The sequence below is a fragment of the Aporhodopirellula rubra genome, assembly GCF_014192335.1.
Taxonomy (GTDB): domain Bacteria; phylum Planctomycetota; class Planctomycetia; order Pirellulales; family Pirellulaceae; genus Rhodopirellula; species Rhodopirellula rubra.
The window spans coordinates 42,063-63,979 of sequence record NZ_JACHXU010000027.1 but is presented as its reverse complement, the minus strand read 5'-3'; the positions used below and the strand labels follow the sequence as shown (position 1 = coordinate 63,979).

Genomic DNA, 21,917 nt, shown 5'->3' with positions numbered 1-21,917 from the left:
CACAGGGAAGGGCGGTGAGTTAAACAGGAGCAAGAACCGGTTTCCCGGGACCGCTTCACCGGCAATCGGTCTCTACTTCGTTCCAGCCGAATCAAAGAACACTCCATGATCACGCTCGAAGGTTTCGGCAAAGACTACGGTGAATTCACCGCCGTCGAGAACATCGATTTGCAAATCGAGGCAGGAGAGACGTTCGGCTTCATCGGCCCTAACGGAGCGGGCAAAAGCACGACGATTCGTTTCCTCGCGACCCTTCTCAAAGCCACCCGCGGACGCGGCGAGGTGGCCGGATTCGACGTGATGGGTGATCCGATGGGCGTGCGTCGTTCGATCGGCTACATGCCCGACAACTTCGGGGTCTACGACGGGATGCGGGTTTGGGAATTTCTCGATTTTTTCGCAGTAGCGTACGGCATCGCTCGCACCGCACGAGGCCCGATTATCGACAACGTGCTCGAACTGCTGGATCTCGGACACAAACGCGATGATTTCGTAAACGGGCTCTCCCGCGGAATGAAACAGAGACTCTGTCTCGCGAAAACGCTCGTCCACGATCCGCCAGTATTAATTCTTGATGAACCTGCCAGCGGACTGGACCCGCGGGCCCGTGTCGAAGTGAAGGCGCTGCTCAAAGAGCTCAGAAAAATGGGCAAAACAATTTTGATCAGCAGTCACATTTTGACCGAATTGGCCGACTGCTGCACGTCCATCGGAATCATCGAACGAGGCCAATTGCTGATGCACGGTCCGATCGATTCGGTGTACCGCCAAATCCGCCGCAACCGGATGGTGGAGATATCATTCACCGAAAACGGCGATGCGGGCATTTCAATCCTCCGAAGCAGCCCGGCGCTGCGTGATTTGGAGATCCGACCTGACCGCGTGATCGCGGAACTCGAGACCGATGATGAAGGTTTGGCCCAACTGCTCGAGTACTTGATTCAACAAGGCGTCAAAATGCGATCCTTCAACGACCGCGACCCGACGCTCGAGGACGTCTTCATGACCGTGACCCAAGGTTTGGTCAGCTAATTCAATTTGGTCTACCAATTGAGCCTTGCCGGCAAACTCGGCTAGCAATTGCGGGAGCCGATCAGCAACTGGTCGATGGGCGTGGAAAGTTCTAAACTGGCCGATGGAACAATGCCTGCAAAGGCTAGACGAACATCGTTCGGTCGGCGGTAGTCGGTCCGACGCTCAGGTCCACGTTTCTATTTTCCTTCAACCAAGCTGAACCTTCTCATGTCAACGATGCCCGAGCCCGCAGCCCCCGATTCTCCTCGCGTCCAAACCGCATTGGCCCACGTCGAACAGGCCGTGCAGGAAGAACGCATCACCACCGGTGCGGCGGAAAACATCCGTTGCTGGTTGACGGAGAACCGGTACCGCGAATATCGCGACAGCGTGCTCCGGCACATCGACGAAGAACAGTGGCAAAAACTCGATGACGTTTTTTGGACGATCATCCCGTTCGGTACCGGTGGCCGACGCGGACGGATGTATGAAATCGGATCCAACGCCATCAACGACCGGACGATCGGCGAAAGTGCCCAAGGTCTCGCTGACTACGTCGTCAAATATCACGGCGGAAAGAAGCCACTCTCGTGTGCGATCGCCTACGACACCCGACATCGCTCGCGACACTTCACCGAATTGTGTGCCGAAGTCATGGTCGCCGCAGGAATCAAGGTTTACTTGCTCGACGACTATCGCGCCACACCCCAACTCTCATTCGCGGTTCGCTACCTCGAATGTGATTGCGGCATCATGGTCACCGCCAGCCACAACCCACCGAGCGACAACGCGGTCAAAGTTTACTGGTCCAGCGGTGCTCAAGTTTTGCCGCCGCACGATAAAGCGATCATCGACGGCGTCATGAGTTGCCAAGAAATCAAACGTGGCAATTTTGAACAGGCGTTGAAAGACGGCCAAATCGAAATCGTCACCGACAAAATTGACGCCGCGTTCCTCGATGCCGCCTCGGCATGCAGTTTTTCAGGACCGCGTGAAGTGCGAATCCTTTACTCACCGCTGCATGGTGTTGGTGAGGCTGCTGTGGTTCCGCTGCTGCAACGCGACGGTTTCGAAAGCGTCACGGTGTACGAACCCCATCGCCAACCTAGTGGCGACTTTCCCAATGTACCGGGACACGTTTCCAACCCCGAAAACTCAGCCGTTTTCGAAAAGCCGATCGAACAGGCCCGTATCGAAGGTTTTGACTTGGTCATGGCAACGGACCCGGACTGCGACCGCCTCGGCATTGCCGCCCCGAAGACAACCGACACCGCCGGCGAGTGGGGCACGTTCACTGGCAACCAAATCGCGGCACTCCTGGCCAACTACGTGCTCGATAAGTCCGCCACCGCCGGAAAGATCAACGATCGCTCCTACGTGGTTAAAACGCTGGTCACGACCGAACTCGTTCGACGCATCGCGACGGCACACGGCGCTCGCTGTGTCGGCGACCTCCTGGTCGGATACAAGTACATCGCCGAAGCCATGGACCGCGAAGGCCCAGAAGATTTCCTCTACGGCTGTGAAGAATCACACGGATATCTCGTCGGTTCTTACGCACGCGACAAAGACGGCGCCGTCGCCTGCATGTTGGCTAGCGAATTGGCGGCCGAATTGAAAGCCAAAGGGCAGTCGATGCACGACTACCTCGGGGAACTGTATCAGCGTTACGGCTACCACAGCGAAAACCTGATCAACGTCTTCATGGAAGGCAGCGAAGGCATGGCGGCGATGAAGTCGCTAATGAAAGCGTTCCGCGAAGCTCCGCCGAAGAGCCTTGGTGGTATGGCGATCAAACAAGTCCGCGACTACCAAAACCAGACCGTTACCACGATTTCAGAATCCCCCGAAACCGCGCCGCTCGAAGGCCCGGTCGGAAACCTGATCATCATGGACATGGAGGAAGAGGGGAACTACGTCGCCGTTCGGCCGAGCGGCACCGAACCGAAAGTGAAGTTCTACATCTTCACACGTTTGGACGCTGCGGAATCGCAGGACCTCGAGGCCGCGTCCACGAAACTGGCCGATCGTATTCGTGCGATCGAAAACGACGTTCGCGACTTCGCCCGCGTCAGCGTCACCTAAAACGAGCCGAAAATCGCGTCGCCGAACATTTCGGTCGGCGTCGCGAAAAACGGCAATGCCCAAAAAAAATCGGACCGTGATCACGGTCCGATTGCGACATACACGGTTACTCGTAGCTTACTCAGCCGATCCGAAGCCGCGTTTTCTCAGTAGCGCCGCCGTGTCGACGTCACGTCCACGAAACGCACGATACGTTTCGGCCGGATCGATCGTGTTACCGACGCTAAGTACATGATCTCGCAACTTCCCGGCAACGGTCTCGTCGAAGTAACCACCGCCGGACTGCTCGAACATCTCCGCAGCATCCGCCGTCAACGCGTCGCTCCATAGGTAGCTGTAATAACCTGCCGAATACGCATCGCTGCTGAACAGGTGGCTGAAGTGAGGCAACCGGTGCCGCATCGGCAATTCGCTCGGCATTCCAATCGCGGCGAGTTGTTCGGACTCGAATTGCCTGATGTCGATCTCACTCGCATCGGTTTCGTGCAACTTCATGTCGAGAATCGCACACGCGAGATACTCGGTTGTTTCGAATCCGCTATTGAATTTGGCCGAGCGTTGAATCTTCTCGAGCAAGTCCGCCGGCATCGGCTCGCCGGTTTCATAATGCGTCGCGAATTTGCTCAGCACGTCCGGCGTCGACAGCCAGTGTTCCAGGATTTGCGACGGGAACTCCACAAAATCGCGAGCGACGTTGGTGCCGGATTGCGAAGGGTACCGCACACGACTGGACAGCCCATGAAGAGCGTGGCCGAACTCATGAAACAGCGTCGTCGCATCGTCCCAGGAGATCAAAATCGGACCGTCCCCTGATGACGCAATGAAGTTACTGTTGTTTGATACGATCGGTGTGCTAACAGGAATACTGCGGTCGTCTGCGGAGAGCCCGACTCCGGATTGCTCGCGATAATCGGTCATCCAGGCGCCGCTTCGTTTTCCTTCACGGGCAAACGGATCGAGATAGAACAACCCGACGTGCTCGCCGCCTCGCGTGACTTCGTAGACGGTCACGTCGGGGTGGAATGTCGGCAGACCTGACACGCGTTCAAACTGCAAATCGAACAAACGTTCGGCGCAGTACATCATCGCCTCACGCATTTTGTCCAGCTGCAGGTAGGGGCGTACTTCTGCCATGTCGAGATCGTATTTCTCCTTGCGGACCTTCTCCGCATAGAAGCGATAGTCCCAAGGTTCGATCTTGATCTTCGGAGTCCCCGCGGCGGACGCTTCGGCGTCAGCGATTCGCTGCATATCAGCGACTTCGTCAGCAACCCGTGCGATCGCAGGATGCCAAACCTTCATCATCAATTCCATCGCCGCTTCGGGCTGGGCCGCCATGGTGGATTCCATCCGCCAATGCGCGTGCGTGGGATAGCCGAGCAATTCGGCGCGCTGACCACGCAAATGCAGAATCTCACGAATGATATTCTTGTTGTCGTACTGACCGCCGTTGTCACAGCGATAGTAGAAATTACGCCATACCTTTTCTCGCAAATCGCGATTCTCGGCATAAGTTAAAAACGGGTCCATCGACGACCGCGTGTTAGTCACGGCGTACGCCGACTTGCCGCCTTTCTCTTTGGCAGCAGCCGCCATCGACTCGATCGCCGATTCGGACAATCCGGCGAGACCACTCTCATCATCGATCCACGTGACGTGCCCCTTTTCTTCCTCGAGCACGTTCTGATTGAAGTCGGTGAACAGTCGAGCGAGTCGCGAGTTGATTTGCGACAATTTCGCTTTGTCTGCCTCGGACAGGCGTGCGCCCATGCGGATGAAATCCTTGTGGGTTTCATCGAGCAATCGCCGAGCGTCATCGTTCAGTTCGACCGTTTTCTTTTCGAAGACGTCGCTGTGGATCGATTCGATTCGCGCGAACAGCTTTCGGTTTTGGGTGATCGAGTCAGCATGAGCAGAAAGCTTGGGACTGACGGCCCTTTCGATATCGGGAATCGGCCCGACGTTCAAATTGGAAGCGTGAACGTCGAACACCGTTTCGAGTCGGTCAAGCGTTTCGCCTGCCATTTCGAGAGCCAAGAGCGTGTTCTCGAACGTGGGTGGTTCAGGATTATTTGCGATCGCCTCGATATCCTGGTTCGCTTGTTCAATCGCGAGATCAAATGCGGCTGAAAATTCGTCAACACGCACACTCTTGAACGGCGGGACCCCACCGTACGGACCAGTCCAAGGAGTCAACAGCGGAGAGGTTTTCACGGTTTCGGGCGTGACAGTCACGGGCTTCTCGGTTGGATCGGATGAGGCGGGTGGCGCGGCCGATGCAACGGCACCGGCCGATATCATCAAGAGAGTGGCGAGAGAACGATGCTTCATTTGATAAACTCGCGAGCCTTCAGCAACTCAATAATCGCGTCGGAACATTCGCTGATCGACGACGCCGAGGCATCCACAACGAGGTCCGGCGAGGAAGGTGGCTCATACTCGGCAGTGACACCAGGGAAGTTCAACAACTCACCCGCGTCCGCTTTCGCATACTGACCTTTGGTATCGCGTTCGCGGCAAACTTCCAAAGGCGTGGCGACGTGGACCACAAGATAGCGCGTGTCCCCGATCAGTTTACCGACCTTTTGTCGAACGCCTTCAGCAGGCGCGACCATCGACGCCAAACAGATCAATCCGGCTTCGTTGAGCGTGTGAGCGAGGTGCCCACCACGACGCAGATTCTCGCTCCGGTCTTCGGCGGTGAATCCGAGATCGAGACTAAGTCCACGACGCAATTGCTCGCCATCGATCACGGCAACGGCGCGGCCCGCATCGAACAGTCTCCGCTCGACTGCTTTGGCGATGGAAGTCTTTCCACTGCCGGTCAATCCGGTGAGCAAAACGGTGGCGGGTTTCTGACCGAACCGTGCCGCTCGCTCTTCAGCCGAAACGGCCGAGACTTCCGTCTCTTCGTCACCCGACGCGGCCTCAATATCATCATCCCATACCGAACGCGTTTTCCCGGTCGCACCGCGATCAAGAATCATCCCCGCGGCAACGGTGGAGTTTGTGATCCGATCGACCAAGATAAACGCACCGGTAGATCGGTTGCGTCGATAAGGGTCCATGTGAATCGGGGCGGACAACTCGATCGCCACGCGTCCGATTTCGTTCAGTTCAAGAGTCGGGGCGGGAGTTCGGTGCAACGTATTGACGTCGACACGGTATTTCAACGTTTGGATGTTACCCGGCAACGTTTGCGTGGTGTGCTTGATCAGGTAAGTCTTCCCGGGCACCATCGCGTCTTCGCCCATCCAAACCAACATCGCCTCGACACTCGATTCACTCCGAGGCAGGTTACCGCTGCGGACGATCATGTCTCCACGACTGGCATCGATCTCATCCTCGAGCGTCAGGGTGATCGACAGAGGCGCAAACGCTTCTTCGACGTCTCCCTCATAGGTCACAATCTGTTTGACCTTTGATTTCTGCCGACTCGGCAGCACCATAATCTCGTCGCCCGGACGGATGATGCCGGATGAAATGGTGCCACAGAAACCTCGGAAGTTGAGGTTGGGCCGGTTCACGTATTGCACCGGCATTCGGAAGTCCTGCAGGTTGCGATCCGAACCGATGTAAACGGTCTCGAGAAAATTCATCAACGTCGCGCCGGTGTACCACGGAGAGGATTCGCTGCGGTCGACAACGTTATCACCGTTAAGCGCGCTGATCGGGATAAAGTTCAAATCGGGCAGATCGAGGCGTGCCGCGAACGCACGATAGTCAGCACAGATTTCGTTGAAACGGTCTTCGCTGAAGTCGACCAAGTCCATCTTATTGACGGCGACGACAACGTGGCGGATACCGAGCAGCGAAACGATGAATGAGTGACGACGAGTCTGCGTGAGCACACCATGCCGGGCGTCGATCAAGATGATCGCCAGGTCCGCGGTACTCGCCCCGGTGGCCATGTTACGAGTGTACTGCTCGTGCCCAGGCGTGTCGGCGATGATGAATTTGCGTTTCGCAGTGCTGTAGTAGCGATACGCCACGTCGATCGTGATCCCCTGCTCACGCTCCTCTTTGAGCCCGTCCATAAACAACGAAGGATCGAACCCGCCGGCAACCGACCCCTGGCGAACCGAATCGCTTTGAACCTTGGCGAGTTCGTCTTCATAGACGAGTTTGGAATCGTAAAGCAAGCGTCCGATGAGCGTGCTCTTGCCGTCGTCGACACTGCCACAGGTGATGAAACGCAGGAGCTGTTTTTGCTCATGCTGTTTCAAGTAGGCGTCAATATCGGTAGCGATCAGGTCAGATTGATGCGACATGGAAAGGAACTTTTAACGATCAGCTGCCAGCGTCGAACTGCAGACTGTAAGTGACGGGAGACGGGTTCGGGGAAATTCGTTCGCCGTGAAAGCCGTTGGCTAACAGCGAACTGCGAAAGGCTGCCGCAAAGCAGTTAGAAATATCCGCGTTCTTTTTTCTTTTGCATGCCGACACCGCCCTCGTCTTGGTCGATGATGCGGCCTTGTCGTTCACTCGTTCGGGTCAGCAACATTTCCTGAATGACTTCGGGAAGCGTCGCCGCTTCGCTCTCGACGGCACCCGACAGCGGGTAGCAACCGAGCGTTCGGAAACGAACCATTTTCGTTTCTTCGACTTCGCCGGGCAGCAGTGGCATGCGGTCGTCGTCTCGCATCAACAGAATCCCATCGCGACGGACAACCTTCCGTGGCGCCGAAAGATACAGCGGCACGATTGGGATGTTTTCCAAGTGGATGTACTGCCAAACATCGAGTTCGGTCCAATTACTCATTGGGAAGACGCGAATCGACTCACCCTTGTTAACGCGTCCGTTGTAGAGGTTCCACAATTCGGGGCGTTGGTTCTTGGGATCCCATCGGTGGGATTTGTCGCGGAAGCTGAAGACGCGTTCCTTGGCTCGACTCTTCTCTTCGTCGCGGCGAGCACCACCGAAGGCGGCATCGAATTGGTATTTATCCAAGGCGGCTTTCAACGCATCCGTTTTCATCAACTCGGTGTGCCGCTCGCTATCCTCCCAAGGCGGGATGTTCAGCTTCAGCCCTTCTTCGTTGGTATGAACGAGGACGTCGAGGCCCAATTCGCCACGAACATAGTTTTCGCGATGCTCGATCATCTCCCGGAACTTGTAGGTCGTATCGACATGCAATAAAGGAAACGGGAGCTTTGCCGGAGCGAATGCCTTCAACGCCAATCGCAACAAGACCGCCGAGTCCTTGCCGATGGAATACAGCATGACCGGCTTGTCGAACTCGGCGACAACTTCGCGGAAGATATGAATGCTCTCGGCCTCGAGCTGTCTCAAGTGAGTGAGGCTGTAATCTGACATAGGAAGCGTTGAGCCAGGGGGCGAGTAATGGGAAAATGAAAGAAGAGTGGAGGTTCGACGTGCGATGAACTCGACGTGGCGGGCAACCGGATCACGGCACAGCGGTTTCCGACACCCGACCGGCGATCACATTCGACCACGGAGCCTTTTACCTATTCGACCGCGCAACCGCAAACCACCGAACCCCTAAGGGCCCAAAAGTATAGTTGACCGCGAAAAATTCAACAGGCGGGCAACATGGCTAGGCAAAACGCCCCTTGCGTGACAACTGCAAAATTACGCCCTGACCCTCGAGATCGGACACATCGTCGTCATCATCAAGGACTTCATCGCCACGATCGGCAGCGGCACCCGATTCCTCATCCTCCGCGGTGGGAATACCGAGCGGGTAGCTCGCGAGCACCCGCAGATCGAATTCTTTGAGCACTCCGTAGTGCCGGGCTTCGGCTCGTTCCTCGACCCATCGCGGCCCTTTGACCAACAACAGCCGATCAAAACTGCTCCAGTGCGGTTCGACCCATTTGCAAAACTTCATCAGACTCCCGACTGCCCGGCTGACAATCGTCGTGAAGCGGAAGTCCTCTAGCAAATGCTCTCCCCGTGAGGCGTAGACGGGGACGCTCAGATTCAGTTCCGTCACCAACTCGTCGAGAACTTTGGCACGTTTTCCGACGGATTCGGCCAATGAAACATCCACATCGGGACGAAGGATCGCCAACGGGATGCCGGGAACCCCGTTGCCACTGCCCAGGTCGAGCACGGCCTCGTCGGGCTGAATCAAATGAGCGAGCTGCAAACAATCTCGCAGATCTCGCCCAACATATAGGTCCCACGTCGTGTGCCGGGTGAGGTTCAACTGTTCATTGAACTTCCACATTAGTTCCGCATATCGACGCAAAGGCTCAGCCAGCGGCTCGTCGAGCTGCATCCCATATCGCAGGAGGGCGGACTCGAAAGTGTCTTCGAGGTCATTATTTTCGGTTGGATCGGTCATTCTCGAAGGTGATACCAAGGTGCGTGGCGGTGGAAAAGGTGCCGACGAGGCAAGCAGCTTTAAAATAGCAGTCCAGCAATCCCAATTTAGCAGCCCACCAGGACACAAGCAGCACACCAAAGGCCGCGAACACGATCACGCCCACCAACAGAATTTCCCTGACGACGAATCAACATCAAATGCTCTTGCGAGAGACGCGAATCACGTTTCCTACCAGGACACGACAACTGGCCCCCAGCGGACGGGAGCCTCTTTGAGCGTCGACATGCTCTCGTTTTGCAGATCCGTCATCTCTCAAATAACCACTCCACTGACTGCGTCGAAAACAGCCGATGACGCCGCCTGAAGGCGAACCCCATGCGATGATGACGGCTCCGTTGCCCGGCAGAGGGCCACTACAACCGTTTTTTTTGTTTTTCAGTCCCTATTTTGGTTCAATTCCGTCTTGTTCCCAAACGGCGGATCGGTACACTCTGCCTTCCCTGGTCGGCAACAGCGGCCAACGTAGCTCAGTTGGCAGAGCAGCTGATTTGTAATCAGCCGGTCGTGGGTTCGAATCCCTCCGTTGGCTCTTGGGACGAGACAGACACCGCGAAAGCCGTTTTTCGTGGGTGCCGACAGACAACCAAAGTAAAAAAGACGCAATTCGCGGTTAATACGCAATTAATCGCCGAGACCCGTCGAAACAGACTAGAAGAGTTTTCCATGACGCACGTCGTGGCGAATGGCATTGACCTCGCCACAACGAAGTAACTAACAGACGATTTTTTGGGGGTTTGCCCGAGTGGTTAAAGGGGGCGGACTGTAAATCCGCTGGCTATGCCTACACAGGTTCGAATCCTGTAGCCCCCATTTGAGAAGCGGTTGGTAACGAAAGACTCACGATTAGCTTTCATTGACAGCAAATCACGAACTTTTCGCCGCCGATTTTTTCTCGCGGGTGTAGCTCAATGGTAGAGCAGCAGCCTTCCAAGCTGAATACGAGGGTTCGATTCCCTTCACCCGCTTAATAGAGAAGCTACTAGCGAACAGCTCTTAGCGTTTGGCTCACCGTCAGCAGCATTCACTGCGAGGCGAATCAAACGCAACAAGCCGTTCGCTAGCAGCTTTTTTTGCTGCTGTAGCTCAGGGGTAGAGCGCCTCCTTGGTAAGGATGAGGTCATGGGTTCAAATCCCATCAGCAGCTTTCGGGTCGTCCGGCAGATCAGTTTATCCAGCGTGCAAATCACGCGGCTGATCTTTTCAGATACGGGACGACCAAACATTTCCGTTTCGTTTCGATTTTTATAGATCGAATGCGATCGGCACGGCCGAGTCGTCAGCGGTCCACCGTGGGTGTGAACACGGTCGCGGGCGAGGAGGGCTTTCGCAGAGCGTATCTCAGCGGGAGTAGTGGTGCAGGTCGCGATTGTAGGTGAATCAGCATGGCTAAGGACAAATTTGAACGGACCAAGCCCCACGTTAACGTTGGGACGATTGGCCACATTGACCACGGTAAAACGACCACGACCGGTGCAATCCTCGCCGTTCAAGCGGCGAAGGGATTAGCAAAGGCTAAAGGTTACTCCGATATCGCTAAGGGTGGTACGGTTCGTGACGCTACGAAGACGGTGACGATTGCAGTTGCCCACGTGGAGTATGAAACGGAAAAACGGCACTACGCCCACATCGATTGCCCAGGTCACGCTGACTTCGTGAAGAACATGATCACGGGTGCCGCCCAGATGGACGGTGCAATCCTCGTCGTGTCGGCAGCCGACGGCCCTATGCCGCAAACCAAAGAGCACGTCCTGTTGGCTCGCCAGGTTGGTGTGCCTTACATCGTCGTGTACCTGAACAAGTGCGACCTCGTCGACGACGAAGAACTGCTTGAACTGGTTGAACTCGAAGTTCGCGAACTGCTCAGCAAGTACGACTTCCCTGGTGACGACGTCCCTGTCATCAAGGGCAGCTCATTGCCTGCGTACAACAGCCCAGCGGATCCAGAAGCCAGCAAGGGCATCTCGGAACTGATGGACGCACTCGACGAGTACATCCCTGAACCAACCCGTGAAGACGACAAGCCATTCTTGATGGCGATTGAAGACGTCTTCTCGATCGAAGGTCGCGGTACCGTGGCAACCGGTCGTATCGAACGCGGTGTTGTGAAGGTTGGTGAAGAAGTCGAAATCGTCGGCCTCGCCGAAGTGCCAGTCAAAACGACTTGCACCGGTGTTGAAATGTTCCGCAAGGAAATGAACGAAGGCCGTGCTGGCGACAACGTCGGTTGCCTGCTCCGCGGTGTCAAACGTGAAGACATCCAACGCGGTCAGTGCTTGGCTAAACCAAAGAGCATCAACCCGCACACCAAGTTCGAAGCTGAAGTTTACTGCCTCAGCAAAGACGAAGGTGGCCGTCACACCCCGTTCTTCAGCGGCTATCGCCCACAGTTCTACTTCCGCACGACCGACGTGACCGGAACGGCAAACCTCGTGGGTGCCGACATGTGCATGCCTGGCGATAACGTCAAGGTTACTGTTGAACTGCACAAGCCAATCGCAATGGACGATGGTGTTCGTTTCGCTATTCGCGAAGGTGGACGTACCGTCGGTTCAGGCGTTGTGACCAAGATCATCGAATAGAAGAACGTTGGATCGCTTTTAGCATTTAGCTTTCAGCCTTCATTCGTTAGAATCAGCCCAGAAAGCCTTGGATTGCGGCCAGTTCGCCATCCAGGGCTTCGGCAATTCGTTAACATGCTCCGGCATTTTGTTAACATACCGTTGAGAGAATTCAGTTCATCAAATCGCTCCGGCGAATACCGAATTGAAATCTCACAGGGGCGTAGCTCAATTGGCAGAGCACTGGTTTCCAAAACCAGCGGTTGTGAGTTCGACTCTCGCCGCCCCTGCTTTTAATCAAATATCCGGATCGGGTGCCGCTGCGATGGTGCCGATCATTGCAGTTCCGTTCGCAGGATGCCGACGGAAAGAGTTTTCAAATCCTGCCGAACGATTGGCCGGGAAGGACCTAAGGGATGTCAAAAGATATAACTCAATCAGGTGCAGCAGGCGCTCCGTTGGCGAGCGAACTGTTCCACACCAACGTCTACAAGCCGAATCAAGGCCGAATTGTTCGGCAATTGACCGCTCTTGCGGTTTTCGTGATTGTCGCATTGGGTTGCTGGCGTCTGTACGGTTTTCTCCCCACGATTATGGAAAACGCGATCGTCGCACGGTCGATCGCCGGGGTTTTGTTGGCCGCAGGACTTTGGTTCGGTTTCCGCGTAGTCAACTGGCCTCGATTCGCAGATTTTCTGATCGCTGTCGAAGCCGAAATGAACAAGGTGACCTGGCCGAGCAAGGATGAACTGAAACGGGCAGCGATCGTCGTCATCTTCACCATCTTTTTCCTCGCCATCACGCTGTTTGCGTTTGACGTCATTTGGCAGTTCATCTTTAGCACCCTCAGAGTCACTTCGTGAGCGAAAACGACATTACCGAGAACGAAACTGTCAGCGAAGAAGAATCCGCCGTTACGGATGAGGTCGCTGGTGATGCGACTTTGGAAACAACGCCCCCATCGGACGCCGCACCCGCAGCCCCGTCGTTGCCGCCTGCCGCTCCCGTAGACCCCAACGCTCCACCCAAACCTGAGGTGAACGATGAGGCACCGATGGATTGGTACATCCTGAAGGTCGCCTTTAACCGCGAAGATTCCATCGCCGATGCCCTGCGCAAACGGGTCAAGATGGAAGGGATGGAAGAATACTTTGGCGAGATCGTCGTCCCTTCCGAAGACGTCGCCACGTTCACCCGCGACGGCAAACGACGCATCAGCAAACGAAAATTGCTGCCCGGTTACATCATGGTGTACATGTCGATCAACGACGACACCTGGTTCCTGGTTCGCGAAACGGGCGGGATCAGCGATTTCACCGGTGCCGCGGGCAAACCGATGCCGATGGAACCCGATGACGTCGAACGGTTCATCAACCGTCCACTCGTCGACGACGAAGAAGACGCTCCGATCAAAACCGCGATTCCGTTCAAAGTGGGCGATCGTGTTCGGGTCAAGGAAGGCAATTTCGAGAATCAAGAAGGGGAAGTCGACGTGGTCGACGAAGCCAACGGACGCGTTACCGTGATCATCAATATCTTCGGCCGTAGCGTCCCAATGGAACTCGATCACTGGCAAGTCGAACCGCTCTAGGAAACGCCGGGTGACTCAAGCGGTCGCCCGTCCCGCTGCCTCGACAGTCCGATTTCACCCTCGTTATTTACTTTTCCACCTCACTCACAATTCCCGATCGAGCTCATCGCTCGTCGCGAACAGCTAAAAGCTTTTTCCCATGGCAAAACAAGTAACCGGCCAAGCCAAATTCCAAGTCCCTGGTGGTCAAGCCACTCCTGCTCCTCCTGTAGGTACGTCGCTCGGTAAGTTCGGCGTGAACCTCGGACAGTTCGTTCAACAGTTCAACGACCGAACCAAGGAATACAACGGCACGCCGATCCCCGTGATCGTTACCGTCTACAACGACCGTAGCTTTGACTTCGTCACCAAGAGCCCTCCAGCAGCTTCGATGCTCAAAATCGCAGCCGGTATCGCCAAGGGCAGCGGCGTTCCTAACAAGGACAAAGTCGGTAAGGTCACCCGCGCTCAGTGCGAAGAAATCGCCCAAAAGAAGATGGAAGACCTCAACGCCCGCAGCATCGACCAAGCTGCGATGATGATCGAAGGTACCGCCCGCAGCATGGGCATCGTCGTCGAAGGCTAAGCGTCTTCCGCGCCCAACGCTAGTCGCGATTGCTCGTGACACGACGGTTATGGCCCGACGTGTTTAAAAACAAAGAAAGGGAGAGTTTTTGACTCTCCCTTTTTTGCTGCGCTGTGCCTCTCGTCACTGCGTCTCCCATCGCAGTCCCTTTTTATCGCATTGCTTTTCGCGGGGACTTTGCTGCGCAGTGCCTTTGCATTGCGATGCGTTTCCGCGCCACACAGCCACACCCACGTGGAATGCCGAAATGCTTTACTGAGCTTTGGACCTGGTTCCGCTGCTGCTGAAAATGATCGCTTGGCCGTCCAGCAGAGGCCTGGCCGCGGTTGCGAATCCGCGTTGATACAAGTGCTCCTTGAGCTGACGAAGCTCCCCAAAACTGTCGGGGTAAACCCAAACGGTGATGGTCGTCGAGTGAGGATCGCGACCGGCGAGTTCGATGTCGAGGAAACTGCGATCCCGCAACACTTCACTAATGGGCTGGCCGACGGATTCGTCGAGAGGTTCGAACGCGACGGCGCCTAACCGTGTCGCCATCGCCATCGCGGTTTTGCCGTTTTGCGTGACTCGGCCGACCTGTCGCTCGACCACATAGTTGGCGACGTAGTCCCGAACGGGGCCAACCGTCGACGCATCTTTTCCTGGACGCGGGGTCATCCGCCGAGCGTCCTCTTTGATCTCCTCCATCAGCCGTTCGACCGGCACCAGCGAGAGCTTGCCGGCTTTCAAACGGAAGTCGATTTCATCACCGAAGACAGTCTTCGCCATCGGCGTGGGCAAATGTTCTACCGCGACGAGAGGAGCCTCTTCGTTGGCTAAACGGTCCTTGGTCCCCGCGAGTTCGGCGATTTCAGATTCAACCTCGCGAATTTCTCGCTGGACTTTGGCGGTGAGAACTTTGGATTGATCGAGCTCGCTTTTCTTCTCTTCCCAAGCCGCTTCGGCGATGCTCTTCAAATCGAGCAAGCGTCCGCGTGCTTCGGAGAGTTGAGCGATTTGGTCGTTGTAACGCCGCAAATTCGCCTCGATCCGCATCGAATCTCGCTGGGCCGAAGCCGCCCGCATCGCCATCTCGCCGAGTTGATCGAGCTGAGCCCGAGACGCGACCGCCTCAACAGGTTTTTCCGGCGCTGGCACGAGTTCATCAACGACCGCGGCATCCTCTTCGGCGATCAATAATTCTGATTCCGCGGAGTCACGTAACATCTCCGTAATCCGCTGGGTTTGCGTGCCCAACACGACGACGAGGATGATCAAGATGCCGACCAAGTTGGCGACAATGTCCAGGAAGGCATCGTGCCCGAGTTCGAGCGTGCTGCGACGGCGTCCACTCATGGTGTTCTCCTAACCACATCAACTCCGCTGCCTTGCATGAGAATTTCGAGCTCATGAAAGCGTTGCTCGGCGTGCGGCCCCACACTGACTTCGAGCTGGGGTTTCCAGTAGCCGCCCTGCATCGTCGCCCCCCAACCCATCACACGATCTCGAATCGCGGTGGCGAGCTGAAGCGTCGGACGATACACGTCTTGCTGTTCGAATCGAAAGGTCTGGACGACCTGGCCTTGCTCAACCAATTCGAAACGGTCGTGGTGACAACGCAGCGAAATCGGACGAACAAACTCGGTACCGCCGATACCGCGCATGGCATCAGGCAACGCCCAATCCTTGCCTTCGCGGCGGACCATTTTTTGTGCGACTTGCGGTGATTGTGGCGACTGAGAGGCGTCTTGGTTGGGTTCCGATGCGGAACCACTTTGAGCCGAATTCGCAGCGCCGGATTGTCCTGGATCGCTCAACTTCATCGCGACCGGGCTCATCTGATGTGGGCTTTGCGAAGAGGATTGAGACATCGCCGATTGGCCAGCCTGCCCCGGTTGAGCGCCCGGCGGTGGAGCTTGCGACGACGATCCCGTCGATGATCCTCCGGCGGCAACACTCGATTGCCCCGCAGCTGAACTGCTAGGTGAATTGTCACCCTGCGATTCCGAGCCCGAGCCACCAGGAGTGCCTCCCGACTCCGCCGCATCTTCGAGCCCCGGAGGCTTTTTGCCTTGCAGGAAATCGTTGAGTGCTTCGGATTGTGACGTGACAGACCCCGCGGCACCGTACGAACCACTGCGTGACCCGGGTGGCTCGGCGAAGACGTTGGTCATGGAATTGAATTGTTGATCACGCGCCATCGAAAACCCGTTGGACTGAGCCTGGCGATCGAGATCACGCGCAGACAGTGTCGGCAGCGAGCGAGCGGGTTGGCGTGACTGGGATCGCCCCGATGCACCCGCACGAGGCGGGGTCGCCGACGCGTATTGCCCCGCGTTCTGGGGTTGCCCGGAATACGGTTGCCCCGCGGAAGACTGTCCCGAGTCCGATTGCGACATTCCCGGTTGCCCCATTCCCGATTGACCAGAGGCGTAGGATCCACCGGCCGGTTGTTCGGTGCGGCCGTTGTAACGGTCTGAGACCGATGAGGATCCAAAACCCGACCCGCCGCTTCCGTTGCCACGTCCGCCTCCACCGATTCCGGATGCGAAGTGATAGTTGCGGGCGGCGGCTTCATGAATCGCGAGTTCCATGTTCTTGCGCAAAACATTGTCCCCGCCGGGGAATGCCAGATCGACTTCGCCGGGCACCAATTCATACCCGTACTGGTCATCCCAATCTTTCATCAAGGCGTTCGCGACACGATACATGTAGATGCCATCGGGGCGGACGATCAGCAGCGGGTATGGCGGCAGTTGATCACCGTACTGTTGCATCGCGTGCATGCGGGCGATCCCGAGTGCGGCTCCGAGTGGATTGCTGCGGGGGTTGTCGGTCTCGGTTGCCGCGAGCGCCTGAGCCTTCGTGATCCGCGCCCCTTCGGGGAGAATCTGGAGCCCGTCGGCAGTGCAGAGGACGTAGACGGGACGACGCTGAGTTCCGTTGGGACCACGGTGTGGAACGATCACGACACGAGGTTTTTTGCCACGTTCGCTAGATTCGAGTTCTTCAATTTCGGCGCGGAGTTTGGCGGCTTCCTCTCGCATCAGGACGAGTGTCTTTTCGTCGGTGCGAATGTTCTCGATCGGGCTTTCACCCTCAGCCATTGCCGTGTCGACCTCCGCGTTCAGCTCAGCGAGCTCCGCTTGGATCTTCCGCATATGCGATTCGATTTGAGTGATCTCGTCCCGTTTTCGCTCGAGTTCGGCCGTCTGCTCATCGCGGAAAGACACCAACTGACTGACGCGGAATTGCTCCTGCTCGATCAAACGCTCAGCCACGGACGCACTCATCGTCGTCGTGGCATCCTCTTCGTCCGCAGTTGATACTGGCGGCGTCAGTTTGGCGGAGGCGACAGGGATCTCGGCCTCGACAGCGGCCGCTGCGAGTTTCTCCTGCTTTTCCTGTTCGACCTGCGCGACGGCAGCATCGTTGGCCTGTTGTGCGACGAGCGCAAGCAACAAAATCAACGTCCCCAGCGTGCAGATCAGCACGGCAAGGAACGGGAAAAGCGACGGTGAGATTCCGGCGCGGCGCCGACTCATGCCGCACGCCCTAAGGAGTCACGATTCGCCGGGCCATTTGCCCGTGAAGCTGCATTCGAATCCGCCGCCGGTTTGGCGCGTCCCGAGACAGCAGACGTGCGTGTCGGCCGTTCAGGTGGTGCAGGCAACCGAGTCGAAAGTAGATCGACCGCTCGTGCGAGAGTTGTCATGGCCTGCGTTACCGCAGGATCGAGAACCGGGACCGGTTCACTCGCGTCGGTGCGGCTTCGATCCGTCACGGCGAGCTTCAATGCGTCTCGCAGCGAAGCGTCTTGCTCACTCTGCCGCGCGGCGAGCGTCGTCATGGCTTCGGTGTGTGTTAACAAAGTACGACGATGCGTCTGCACCTCCGTCGCGGTGTCCTGCAACGCACCACGCCATACGGCGGTCTGTTCTCGCAACGCGTTCTCAACCGAATGAGCGGCTCCATCGAGACGTCCGATCGACGCGTCGATCCGATCGGCATGGTGCGTCAATGCGGGCTTCATCGCCGACTGCAACAATTGCCGGAATTGTTCTGCACCCTCGTTGTGCTGACTTCGCCATGCCTCCTGAGCCTCTTCGATCGTTTCCCGCCACAGTTTTGCTTGGGTGGCAAGAGACTCCGCGACGGCGGTTTCGATCCCGCTGCACAAATGGGTGATCATCGCAGTCTGATTGTCCGCTGGGCTATCCGCCGGCAGTCCGAGGGAAACCAAATTTCGCACCCGTTCGTCGATATCCACGAGCAAACTTTGCAGACCGCGTTCGACGGGGAACTGCAAAAAGATCGCAACCACGGATAGCACTAGCCCGAGAGCGGTCGTATCGAACGCCACGTAAAGCCCGCTCTTAAGCCGATCGACCGCCGCAGTACCGTCGGTAAAGTCAAGGCCGCCGAGCGTTTGCGTGATCCCGATCACCGTACCTAGGAACCCGAGCATGGGGATTGCCCAAACAATGATTCGAATCAGTCCGAGCGAATCGTGAGCGGCATCGGCGTCACGCACCGAGAGTTCCCGCAAATCCTCGGGTAATTCAGTGGTGGTAGTTCGATGCGATTGCCGGGTCAGAACTTCGTCGAGCCGGCGAACGAGCGAACTCTGACGCGTGGTTGCAGGCAATGACGAAAGTGCTGAACGCCACAACCGGGCGGCGTGCCCCGCGTCGTTGTCATTCTGCCAACGCTGCGCGGGTGAAACGGAACCATCATCGCTCATTGGCGGCGGCATCAAATCCGCGTCACGCAGCAAACGCAACGATCGCTGCTGCGAAGCGGTATCGAGCGTCATGAACGCCAAAATCGAAATCGCCACGGTGAACAACATCGTGGCCGCAACCGCGACGGGGTGGCCCAGGAAATATCGGTTCAGCGGTGCCCAGTCGACCGTGAGCACCACGGCGTAGAAGACACAGCCTCCGGCCAGTCCGATCGCCAGTGGCGTCAGTTTATGAATCAACGTTGCCCATGGAGACTGCCGGGCGGGCGAGTCTATTTTGGATGTCGAGTGATCGTTGGAGACGATTTCGGGAGCTTGAGTCATGGGACTCCTTTTTCCGATCGAGATGGAGGCTGCTGGGCCAAGGCTGACTGACGGTGGGTCCGCGCAGAGATTCCGACGCGTACTGAAGCGACCATATCATGGAGTGCGTACGAACAACCAGATCGACCGTCACAACCGACAAACTTGACCAAAACACTACAAATTCGGGTTTGCGGCTCTCTTCACATCCAAGGTAAAGAAGAGTCTGCCGCAAGAATCTCCGCACATTTCCCTCGTGCGAATCCGTTTCCAGCAATTTGGTCGATCGCCTTATGAACCTCTCATCTTTTGCCACGCGATTCCGGGCAGTCGCACCGAGCGTTTTACCGTTGATCGTCGGAATCCTGATCGGGGCGGCATGGGTGTCGGGGAAATCGACCGAAGTCACCGCGCAAACGCCCGGATACGAGTCTTCCCCCAGCCCGCTGGGCGACCCGGCCCCTGATTTCGGGGACGTGGTAGGTGATCATGTGTCCGTCATCGAGTCTCGCGGTGGACGGGATGTTGCCGGTTCGGGGGATTTGATCGGATTTTCCCACGTTGACGACTCGGGAACTCAAGTAATTACGATCGTAGATGCGGAAAAACGATGGATGGCCGTGTATCATGTGGGTTCTGAAGGCAAGATCCGACTGGTCAGCAGTCGCGAAATTGCCGCCGACTTCACTTTAGAACTGAACGTCACCCCACCGCTGCCCGATCAGATTCGTCGGCTGCAAGGAATTCCGCCGCGATCCAACTAAACCGATCGGCGTCTGATTCCTGCACTGCTCGCGATCGAATCGAGAAAACGGCACGTAGGGAATGGGGTGAACGTCACTGCCAATCTTCCTAACGCCCCTTTTCGAAACAACGCGTTGCCATGGCCACTTATCTTTCGCTCGAAGACGCCGCAAAACAGCTCGGCATCCCCACGCAGGCTCTGATCGATCTGCGATCGCAGGGCCAGGTCCGCGGTTTCCGAGACGGTTCGAGCTGGAAGTTCCCCGAAACCGAAATCGCACGCCTGCGTGAAGAACTTCCTAATCTCTCCGGATTCGGTTCAGGTATCCTCGGTGCCGATGGACCGGGATCGAAAGTCGGCAAAGTCATCGGCGGCGACGGCAGCAACGTCGACCCCGGCGAGATCAGTCTTGACGCCGATGGCAGCGGCGGCAGCAGCATCGACCTCGGGATCGAAGGATCCGGATCAGGCAGCGACAGCGATGTGAACTTGGTCGCCGGCGACGGCTCAGGCGGCAGCGACGTGTTGGTGATCCCCGGCGGCAGCGGCGGATCGGCCATCGGCAGCGGTACCGGCAGCAGCCTGCCCCTCGACCTCGATGAACTCGACATCGCCGGATCAGCCATCTCTCACGACAGCGGCGAATTGAGTTTGGCCGCCAAAGAAGCCAAAGCCGCGGCTGAAAAGTCGGCCGCCGACGCCGGCTCATCGAAAGATAGCGACGAATTCAATCTCGGCAGCGTCCTGGACTTGGAAGCGGATGACGATTCACCGTTGCTGGATATCGGCGGCGATTCAGGCGAACTGTCTGCTAAAGACCTCGCCGAAGGTTCCGACGAAATCAGCGGTTTGGATATCGCACCCTCCGACTCGGGCGACGTCCTCCTGGGCAGCGACTCGGACATGGACCTCGACTTGGTCAGCAATGACGAAAACGCGAGCAGTCTGGAGATGATGGAAGACCTTGACCTGCAAGACAGCGCCAGTGCGATCGGCGGTGTTGGAAAAGTCAGCGGTGACGTGCTCAGCGAACTTGACCTGCTCGCTGGCGATTCGGTCGGCAGCGGCTTGCTCAGCGGTGACAGCGAAAACCTCTTAGGCAGTTCGTTGTTGAGTGCCGATGAAGGCGGTTCATCGGGCGTCGACGACGCCTTGGCCGATGACGATGACTTGGTCATCTCGGACGACGATGACGACTTGATCGTCAGTAGCGCCGGCAGCGACATTTCGATCGCCGGTGACAGCGGCATCAATCTGATGAGCCCGTCGGACAGTGGCCTGTCGCTCGAAAGCGAACCGTTGGATCTGGCCGGCAGCAGCATTTCGGCACTCGACCTCGGTGCGGAACTCGCCGAAGGCAGTGGCTCCGGTTCCGGCAGCAGCGGTTATGGCTCAGGCCTGATTCCCGACGACGGCAGCGGCGCGAACATGGACTTCCCGTCCGATGAAGAATTCCAACTCTCGCCATCGGGGATTCAACTCGAAAAGTCCGACGACAGCGAGTCGCAAGAAATCGACATCGAGAATTCCGACTCCTTCGGCAGCGGCGGATTCGACGAACCCGCTTTCGTTGAAGAAGGCGTCATGGAAGAGGCCCCCGTCTTCGGCGACGAAGAGGGTCAGGCAGATGTTTTTGGCGGCGTCGAAGAAGGCATCGAGCACGCCGAAGAACCTTTCACACCCGATGAGTCCTCATACGAACACGCTGCGGCCGCACCCGTTGGAGCAGCCGTCGGCTACGAAATTCCGTTCACGTTACTGCAAACGGTCGGCTTGATGCTGATCCTAATGGTGATGAGCTTGGGCGGAATGCTGATGACCGACCTCGTCCGCAACATGTGGAGCTATACCGAACCGGCCGCCCCGGTCAGTTCGCTCACCGACATGCTGATCGACGTCGCGGGCTGGGGCAAATAAACCTGAGGCGATCTCACCTCAGGTCAAAATCCCCCAACGGACGAATTCGCCAGGCGACGAAAC

Annotated in this window: 15 protein-coding genes and 5 tRNA genes; 13 read left to right on the top strand and 7 right to left on the bottom strand. The window is 57.0% G+C overall.

The annotated features are described in order from the left end of the window. The first annotated feature begins 105 nt into the window (after positions 1-105). Both FHS27_RS26330 and FHS27_RS26325 read left to right on the top strand, forming a co-directional pair. A complete protein-coding gene (locus FHS27_RS26330) occupies positions 106-1,032 on the top strand; it encodes an ABC transporter ATP-binding protein (RefSeq protein ID WP_009095125.1) in 927 nt (308 codons plus the stop codon). A 210-nt stretch (positions 1,033-1,242) separates the two neighbouring features. Then, the gene (locus FHS27_RS26325) at positions 1,243-3,099 is read left to right on the top strand and encodes a phospho-sugar mutase (RefSeq protein WP_184308685.1); all 1,857 of its coding nucleotides are present in this window, start codon (positions 1,243-1,245) and stop codon (positions 3,097-3,099) included. 117 nt (positions 3,100-3,216) lie between these two features. Here FHS27_RS26325 and FHS27_RS26320 read toward each other — a convergent pair whose 3' ends face one another. From FHS27_RS26320 to rsmG, 4 genes are all read right to left on the bottom strand, one after another. Then, a complete protein-coding gene (locus FHS27_RS26320) occupies positions 3,217-5,430 on the bottom strand; it encodes a M3 family metallopeptidase (RefSeq protein WP_184308683.1) in 2,214 nt (737 codons plus the stop codon). Continuing rightward, positions 5,427-7,370, bottom strand: a complete 1,944-nt coding sequence (cysN, locus tag FHS27_RS26315) for a sulfate adenylyltransferase subunit CysN (RefSeq protein ID WP_184308681.1) — start codon at positions 7,368-7,370, stop codon at positions 5,427-5,429. The genes FHS27_RS26320 and cysN overlap by 4 nt, the downstream gene beginning before the upstream one ends. Before the next feature lie 134 nt (positions 7,371-7,504). Continuing rightward, positions 7,505-8,416: a sulfate adenylyltransferase subunit CysD gene (gene cysD / locus FHS27_RS26310; RefSeq protein ID WP_184308679.1), complete on the bottom strand. Its 912-nt coding sequence runs from the start codon at positions 8,414-8,416 to the stop codon at positions 7,505-7,507. A gap of 241 nt (positions 8,417-8,657) precedes the next feature. After that, positions 8,658-9,410, bottom strand: coding sequence for a 16S rRNA (guanine(527)-N(7))-methyltransferase RsmG (gene rsmG / locus FHS27_RS26305; RefSeq protein ID WP_184308677.1), 753 nt, complete (start codon positions 9,408-9,410; stop codon positions 8,658-8,660). A 498-nt stretch (positions 9,411-9,908) separates the two neighbouring features. Between rsmG and FHS27_RS26300 the strand changes: the two genes are divergently transcribed. The 9 genes from FHS27_RS26300 (at position 9,909) to rplK (ending at position 14,166) form a co-directional block, all read left to right on the top strand. Beyond that, a tRNA-Thr gene (locus tag FHS27_RS26300) sits at positions 9,909-9,981 on the top strand. A 199-nt stretch (positions 9,982-10,180) separates the two neighbouring features. Further along, a tRNA-Tyr gene (locus FHS27_RS26295) sits at positions 10,181-10,262 on the top strand. Between the two features lie 84 nt (positions 10,263-10,346). Further along, a tRNA-Gly gene (locus FHS27_RS26290) sits at positions 10,347-10,417 on the top strand. A 107-nt stretch (positions 10,418-10,524) separates the two neighbouring features. Next, a tRNA-Thr gene (locus FHS27_RS26285) sits at positions 10,525-10,596 on the top strand. A gap of 238 nt (positions 10,597-10,834) precedes the next feature. After that, complete coding sequence (gene tuf, locus FHS27_RS26280) at positions 10,835-12,031, top strand: elongation factor Tu (RefSeq protein ID WP_184308675.1); 1,197 nt, start codon at positions 10,835-10,837, stop codon at positions 12,029-12,031. Between the two features lie 196 nt (positions 12,032-12,227). Continuing rightward, positions 12,228-12,300 (top strand) — tRNA-Trp (locus tag FHS27_RS26275). A 126-nt stretch (positions 12,301-12,426) separates the two neighbouring features. Next, positions 12,427-12,873 carry a preprotein translocase subunit SecE gene (secE, locus tag FHS27_RS26270; protein ID WP_044251922.1) on the top strand — a complete coding sequence of 149 codons (447 nt, stop codon included), beginning with the start codon at positions 12,427-12,429 and terminating at the stop codon, positions 12,871-12,873. An 80-nt stretch (positions 12,874-12,953) separates the two neighbouring features. Beyond that, on the top strand, positions 12,954-13,601 hold the full coding sequence (gene nusG, locus FHS27_RS26265) for a transcription termination/antitermination protein NusG (RefSeq protein ID WP_246420986.1): 648 nt from the start codon (positions 12,954-12,956) through the stop codon (positions 13,599-13,601). Between the two features lie 139 nt (positions 13,602-13,740). Then, positions 13,741-14,166, top strand: coding sequence for a 50S ribosomal protein L11 (rplK, locus tag FHS27_RS26260; protein WP_044251917.1), 426 nt, complete (start codon positions 13,741-13,743; stop codon positions 14,164-14,166). Positions 14,167-14,418: 252 nt separating this feature from the next. On the opposite strand, the gene FHS27_RS26255 is transcribed toward rplK, so the two are convergent. Genes FHS27_RS26255 through FHS27_RS26245 form a run of 3 tightly spaced genes read right to left on the bottom strand, consistent with a single transcriptional unit; the run spans position 14,419 to position 19,213 of the window. Beyond that, positions 14,419-15,501, bottom strand: coding sequence for a hypothetical protein (locus FHS27_RS26255; RefSeq protein ID WP_184308671.1), 1,083 nt, complete (start codon positions 15,499-15,501; stop codon positions 14,419-14,421). Then, positions 15,498-17,690 carry a hypothetical protein gene (locus FHS27_RS26250; RefSeq protein WP_184308669.1) on the bottom strand — a complete coding sequence of 731 codons (2,193 nt, stop codon included), beginning with the start codon at positions 17,688-17,690 and terminating at the stop codon, positions 15,498-15,500. Before FHS27_RS26250 ends, FHS27_RS26255 begins: the two co-directional genes overlap by 4 nt. Beyond that, complete coding sequence (locus FHS27_RS26245; protein WP_184308667.1) at positions 17,687-19,213, bottom strand: MotA/TolQ/ExbB proton channel family protein; 1,527 nt, start codon at positions 19,211-19,213, stop codon at positions 17,687-17,689. The genes FHS27_RS26250 and FHS27_RS26245 overlap by 4 nt, the downstream gene beginning before the upstream one ends. 272 nt (positions 19,214-19,485) lie before the next feature. Between FHS27_RS26245 and FHS27_RS26240 the strand changes: the two genes are divergently transcribed. Both FHS27_RS26240 and FHS27_RS26235 read left to right on the top strand, forming a co-directional pair. Further along, a complete protein-coding gene (locus FHS27_RS26240) occupies positions 19,486-19,956 on the top strand; it encodes a hypothetical protein (protein WP_184308760.1) in 471 nt (156 codons plus the stop codon). 119 nt (positions 19,957-20,075) lie between these two features. Next, positions 20,076-21,854 (top strand): helix-turn-helix domain-containing protein, encoded by a 1,779-nt coding sequence (locus FHS27_RS26235; protein WP_184308665.1) that lies wholly within the window; start codon positions 20,076-20,078, stop codon positions 21,852-21,854. The last annotated feature ends 63 nt before the right edge of the window (positions 21,855-21,917 follow it).

Coding starts and splice junctions, on each gene's coding strand:
- FHS27_RS26330 (WP_009095125.1), top strand. CDS start 106: ATGATCACGCTCGAAGGTTTCGGCAAAGACTACGGTGAATTCACCGCC.
- FHS27_RS26325 (WP_184308685.1), top strand. CDS start 1,243: ATGTCAACGATGCCCGAGCCCGCAGCCCCCGATTCTCCTCGCGTCCAA.
- FHS27_RS26320 (WP_184308683.1), bottom strand. CDS start 5,430: ATGAAGCATCGTTCTCTCGCCACTCTCTTGATGATATCGGCCGGTGCC.
- cysN (WP_184308681.1), bottom strand. CDS start 7,370: ATGTCGCATCAATCTGACCTGATCGCTACCGATATTGACGCCTACTTG.
- cysD (WP_184308679.1), bottom strand. CDS start 8,416: ATGTCAGATTACAGCCTCACTCACTTGAGACAGCTCGAGGCCGAGAGC.
- rsmG (WP_184308677.1), bottom strand. CDS start 9,410: ATGACCGATCCAACCGAAAATAATGACCTCGAAGACACTTTCGAGTCC.
- tuf (WP_184308675.1), top strand. CDS start 10,835: ATGGCTAAGGACAAATTTGAACGGACCAAGCCCCACGTTAACGTTGGG.
- secE (WP_044251922.1), top strand. CDS start 12,427: ATGTCAAAAGATATAACTCAATCAGGTGCAGCAGGCGCTCCGTTGGCG.
- rplK (WP_044251917.1), top strand. CDS start 13,741: ATGGCAAAACAAGTAACCGGCCAAGCCAAATTCCAAGTCCCTGGTGGT.
- FHS27_RS26255 (WP_184308671.1), bottom strand. CDS start 15,501: ATGAGTGGACGCCGTCGCAGCACGCTCGAACTCGGGCACGATGCCTTC.
- FHS27_RS26250 (WP_184308669.1), bottom strand. CDS start 17,690: ATGAGTCGGCGCCGCGCCGGAATCTCACCGTCGCTTTTCCCGTTCCTT.
- FHS27_RS26245 (WP_184308667.1), bottom strand. CDS start 19,213: ATGACTCAAGCTCCCGAAATCGTCTCCAACGATCACTCGACATCCAAA.
- FHS27_RS26240 (WP_184308760.1), top strand. CDS start 19,486: ATGAACCTCTCATCTTTTGCCACGCGATTCCGGGCAGTCGCACCGAGC.
- FHS27_RS26235 (WP_184308665.1), top strand. CDS start 20,076: ATGGCCACTTATCTTTCGCTCGAAGACGCCGCAAAACAGCTCGGCATC.